Origin of the sequence: Streptomyces sp. NPDC000151, assembly GCF_040301705.1 — a bacterium.
In the GTDB taxonomy this organism is placed as follows: Bacteria; Actinomycetota; Actinomycetes; order Streptomycetales; family Streptomycetaceae; genus Streptomyces.
The window spans coordinates 1-5,380 of sequence record NZ_JBEPFC010000250.1; the positions used below are offsets into that span (position 1 = coordinate 1).

Genomic DNA, 5,380 nt, shown 5'->3' on the forward strand with positions numbered 1-5,380 from the left:
AGCCGGTGCTGCACGGCCCGGCGGCGAGCCTGGCGCCCGACCCCCGGGCCGCGCTGCCCGCCGTACGGATCGAGGACGGCGAGCACACCTGGGTGCCGCGCCGCGACCTGCTGGACAGCGGGCCGCGCGAGCGGCACTTCGTGGGCGAGCTGGAGGACGACGGGCGGATCGCGCTGCGCTTCGGGGACGGCCGGTACGGCGCGCGCCCGGAGCCCGGCAGCCGGCTCACGCTGCACTACCGGCTGGGCGGCGGCACGGCGGGCAACGTGGGCGCCGAGGCCATCAACCACCTCGTACTGAGCCGTCCGGCGGAGGAGTCGGACGGGGGTGACCCGATGCCGGTGGCGGGCGTGCGGAACCCGCTGCCCGCGATCGGCGGCGTCGCGCCCGAATCTGTCGATCAGGTACGGCAGCTCGCGCCGCTCGACCTCAAGCGCACCCGCCAGAGGGCCGTCACCGCCGCCGACTACGCGGAGCTGGCGTCCGCGCTGCCCGGTGTGCAGCGGGCAGCGGCCGAGATCCGCTGGACCGGCAGCGTGCAGGAGGCGCACGTCGCGATCGACGCGGCGCGCACGGGCGAGCCCACGCCCCAGCTGCTGGACTCCGTCGCGTACGCGCTGGAGAGCTACCGGCGGATCGGGCACGACCTGGTCGTGGAGCCGGCCCGCACGGTGCCGCTCGACATCGAGATCGAGGTGTGCGCGGCGCCGGGGCATCAACACGGGCGGATCCTGGCCGAGTTGACCCGGGTGCTCGGCAACCGCCGGCTCCCGGGCGGCCGGCTGGGCTTTTTCCACCCGGACGCGCTGACGTTCGGCGAGCCGGTGCGGCTGAGCCGTCTCACCGCGGTCGCCGCGGCCGTACCGGGCGTGGAGAGCGTGCGGGTGACCCGCCTGCAGCGCTTCTCGTCTCAGGAACACCTCGACAACAGAGCACTGGAGGACGGTGTGCTGCGGCTCGGCCCGCTGGAGATCGCCGTGTGCGACAACGACCCCGAGCGCCCGGAGAACGGCCGCCTCGTCATCGATCTCGGAGCGCTCGGAGGTGCGCGATGAGCGCCACGTGCGGCTGCGGCTGCGGGGGCGGCAGCGACGAGCGGCGCGCCCCGGACGCCCTGTACAACCCGCCGGCCCGGACGGCCCTGGACTACCGCGTCGGTACGTACGGCACGTTCCTGGCCGGGATGCTGGACCGGCTCGCCTCGCCCGCCTACCCGGCGCTGCGCGGCCTGACCGTCCGCACCACCGACGACCCGGCGATCGGGCTGCTGGACGCCTGGGCGGTCCTCGGCGACGTACTGACCTTCCACAGCGAGCGGATCGCGGACGAGGGCTATCTGCGCACCGCCAATGAGCACCGGTCCCTCGCGCTGCTCGGACGGCTGGTCGGGCACCGGCCGCGCCCCGGCGTCGCGGCCGACACCCACCTCGCGTACACCCTCGACAAGGACCCGCGCGCCGAGGACCTGCCGGTCGTCATCCCGCGCGGCGCGCGCAGCCACAGCGTGCCGGCGGCCACCGGCGAGGAGTCGCAGACCTTCGAGACCAGCGAGGACCTCACCGCGCGCTGGGCGTGGAACGAGCTGAAGGTCCGGCGCCGGCGGCCCGCGCTGCTGGTCGCCGAGGATCTCCGCAAACGGTCCGAGCTGTACGTGTCGGGGACGGCCACCTCCCTGCAGACCGGTGACCAGCTGCTGTTCGACTTCGGCGGCAAGGAGCAGCGGCTGCTGCCGGTCGCCAGGGTCCGCATCGACCGGGAGGAGGACGTCACCGCGATCGGGCTGCAGCAGTCCGCACCGGCCACGCTCAAGGAGCTGGTGGACGAGCTGAAGCAGTGGATCACCGAGCCGGAGGACGGCGGCGACCCCGACGATCCGGACGAGCCCGGGCCGCCCACCGCCGAGACGCCCAACCCGCGGCCGGTCAGCAAGCTGATCGAGACCTTCGACACGCAGGTGCTGGCGCCGCTGCGCAAGGACCTGGAAGGCGAGGCTGCCAAGACGCCCGCTGCGTTCGCGGCACGGCTGGCCGGACCGCACGAGCGGCTGGCCGAGGCACAGGTGCTGGCCGCGCCGTACGAGGCGGTCGCGGCCTGGTTCGAGCAGCTGGAAGCCGTGGTCGGGGAGGTGCGGGAGCGGGCCGGGGACTTGGAGCCCGCCCGTACCGTGCCGCCGTCGGCGCCGAAACTCAAAAGCAGCGGGGCACCGGAGCCCACCCCCGCCCTCCGCGCCCTCGATGCCGTACTGCCCGCCCTCCGTACCAGCGTCGTGCGGCCCCCGTCCGGCGCGCGGGCCGTCTCGCGCGACCCCGGACGCCTCTTCGCGCCCGGCTCGGACCTCACCGCGCGGCTGCTGTCCGCGCTGGACCCGCGGCTGTCCGACGGGATGTACACGGCGTGGCGGCAGGCCGCGCCCGCGACGCCCGCCGCGCTGCGGGCGCTGCTGGCGATGCGGGTGACGGCCGCGCCCTTCGGGGCCACCGCGCCGCTCAAGCCCGTGCAGGACGAGGCGGGCCGGGTGATCCGCACCGCGGACTGGCCGCTCAGCGGCGGCGTGCTGACCAGCGTGCGGATCGTCTTCGACACGGCCGGCAAGGTGCCGGTGAAGGCGGAGTTCCAGCACGCCGAGACCGGCAGCTCGGTGCAGTACACCGAGAACCTGCCGTCGGAGAGCTCCTTCGACCTGGGCCCCGGCCGGGTCCAGGTGTCCACCCGCACCGGGCAGGACCGCGACCTGAGCTGGCTGGGCCGCCGCCCGACCGAGTCCCAGGAGCCCGGGGTCACCGTCCGGCTGCTGGCCGGGCTGCCCGAGCGTTCCCTGTTCGTGGCCCGCCCGGACGAGGACGGCAAGATCGAGGTCGCGGTCAACAACGGCGACACGAAGACCTGGGACCTCGCGCCGGGCGAGAAGCACCAGGTCCGGCACGGCGAGTACGAGGTGACGGTGCGGCGCACGCCGGGCAGCGAGCCGCCCGCCGTGGAGATCGGCATCGCGACCGTGCCCGCGCCCGCCAACCGCTACGTCCTGCCGCTGGAGTCCGTGCAGGACGGCATCACCGTCGGCAGCTGGGTCGCGGTCCAGCGGCCCCGCAAGGGCGCCGAAGGCCCGGACGGCATCCCCGGCGACAAGAAGCTGGCGTTCGTCACCACCCGCGTGACGGCCGTCCGCACCGCCGCGTACACCAACTTCGGCATCACCGGGCGCGGCACGGAGCTGACCCTCGCCGACCCGTGGCTGGACGAGCACGACGTCGTGCTGTCGGCGATCCGGGACACGACCGTGCACGCGGGCGGCGAGCCGCTGCGGATGGCGGACGAGCCGCTGGGCGAGGACGTGCACGGCAACGAGCTGGAGCTGGCCGAGCTGTACGAGGGGCTGCGCCCCGGCCGGTACATCGTCGTCTCCGGCGAGCGGACCGACATCCCCGGCTCGGCCGGGGTGCGCGGCACGGAGCTGGCGGTGATCGCCGCGGTCGACCAGCGGCTGGACGAGGAGCTGCCCGGCGACCACGTCCACACGGTCCTCACGCTCACCGCCGACCTCTCCTACCGGTACCGCCGCGACACCGTCCGCATCCAGGGCAACGTCGTGCCCGCCACCCACGGCGAGAGCCGGGACGAGCCGCTGGGCAGCGGGAACGCCGAGCAGGCGAACCAGGCGTTCGCGCTGTGGCAGTCCCCGCTCACCTGGCTGCCCGACGACAACCCGCTGGGCGCGGTGCCCGAGCTGGAGGTCCGGGTCGACGGGCTGCTGTGGCACCGGGTCGACAGCCTGGCCGGGCGCGGACCGCGCGAGCGGGTGTACGTCCTGGGCGCGGCCGGGGACGGCCGGACGACGGTGACCTTCGGCGACGGCGTGCACGGCGCGCGGCTGCCCACCGGCCACGAGAACGTCCGGGCCCGCTACCGCTTCGGCACAGGGCGTGCCGCCAACGTCAAGGCGGGCCGCATCACCCAGGCGATCACCCGCCCGCTGGGCGTCACCGGCGTCACCAACCCGCAGCCCGCCACCGGCGGCGCGGACGCCGACGGCCCCGGCCTCACCCGCCGTACCGTCCCGCTCGCCGTCTCAGCGCTGGACCGGCTGGTCTCGCTCCCCGACTACGAGGACTTCGCGCGCTCCCGGGCCGGCATCGGCCGGGCGGCTGCGGCCGAACTGTACGACGGGCGGCGGCAGGTGCTGCACCTGACGGTGGCCGGGGTGGACGACAATCCGGTCGCGGCCGACGCCGAGGTGCTGCGGGCGCTGCGGTCCTCGCTGGCGGAGTACGGCGACGCCGCGCTGCCGGTGCGCGTCGACGTGCGGGAGCTGGTACTGCTCCTGCTGGTCGCCAAGGTCAAGGTCGCGCCCGACTACTCGTGGGCCGCGGTCGAACCACGGGTGCGGGCCGCCCTGTTGCGCCGCCTGGGCTATGAAGGACGCGAACTGGGGCAGCCCGCGCGGCTGTCGGAGGTGCTGGCCACCGCCCAGTCCGTGCCCGGCGTGGACTACGTGGACGTGGACGCCTTCACGGGCGTACCGGCCTCCGCCACGCCCGCCGATCTCGCGGGGCTCGCCGGTGAGTTGGCCGGGCCGCGCACGACCGTGCCGGCCCGGCGGGCCACGTACGACGAGCAGACCTACCGGGTCACCGACGAGAAGGGCGAGCCGATCAGCTCGGTCGCGGGCCGCAACGGCATCTCGCTCGCCGAACTGCTGCGTCTCAACCCCGACATCACCGATACCCAGCCGCTGGCAAAGGGCCGCTCGGTGTGTGTCTTCCGCGGTATACGGCCTGCCCAGCTCGCGCTGTTCTCGCCGCAGGTCGCGGACACCATGATTCTGACGGAGGTCAAGTGATGTCCAGGGAGCCGGACGGGCTCGCGGAGCTGCTCCCGCAGTGGCACCGGCTGCGGGACGCCGAACAGGGCGAGCCACTGCGCGCGCTGCTCGCCGTCATCGCCGAGCAGGTCGATCTCGTACGCGACGGGGTCGAGCAGCAGTACGACGACTGGTTCGTGGAGACCGCCGCGGAGTGGGTGCTGCCCTACCTCGGCGACCTCGTCGGGTACAAGCCGCTGCCCGGCTACGAACGGGTGCTGGCCACCGGGCTCAAGGACGGCGGGCTGCCGGACTCCTCGCGGCGGCGGCTGGCCGAGGCGCTGGCCCCGCGCCGCGACGTGGCGTCCACGGTCGCCAACCGCCGCCGCAAGGGCACCCTCTCGCTGCTGGAGGAGCTGTCCGCCGAGGTGGCCGGGTGGCCCGCGCGGGCCGTGGAGTTCTCCCGGCTGGTCTCCCAGGACCAGCCGGTCAAGCTGTACGGCTCGGGGACCGCGGCCGGCAACGAGCGGCGGGCCGCGCGCGGCCGGCTGGTGGACGTGCGGGACGGCGCGGGGCTGGACC

2 protein-coding genes and 1 pseudogene are annotated in these 5,380 nt (G+C 74.9%); all 3 read left to right on the forward strand.

The window, feature by feature from the left end; translation table 11 throughout:
• Nucleotides 1–1,055 (forward strand): putative baseplate assembly protein (locus ABT381_RS34860; RefSeq protein ID WP_351601837.1); only part of this gene is annotated, 1,055 nt, incomplete at its 5' end.
• Nucleotides 1,052–4,837 (forward strand): putative baseplate assembly protein, encoded by a 3,786-nt coding sequence (locus tag ABT381_RS34865; protein ID WP_351601840.1) that lies wholly within the window; start codon nt 1,052–1,054, stop codon nt 4,835–4,837. The genes ABT381_RS34860 and ABT381_RS34865, both read left to right, overlap by 4 nt.
• Nucleotides 4,837–5,380 (forward strand): annotated as a pseudogene (locus tag ABT381_RS34870) (hypothetical protein); the annotation flags it as partial. The gene ABT381_RS34865 and the pseudogene ABT381_RS34870, both read left to right, overlap by 1 nt.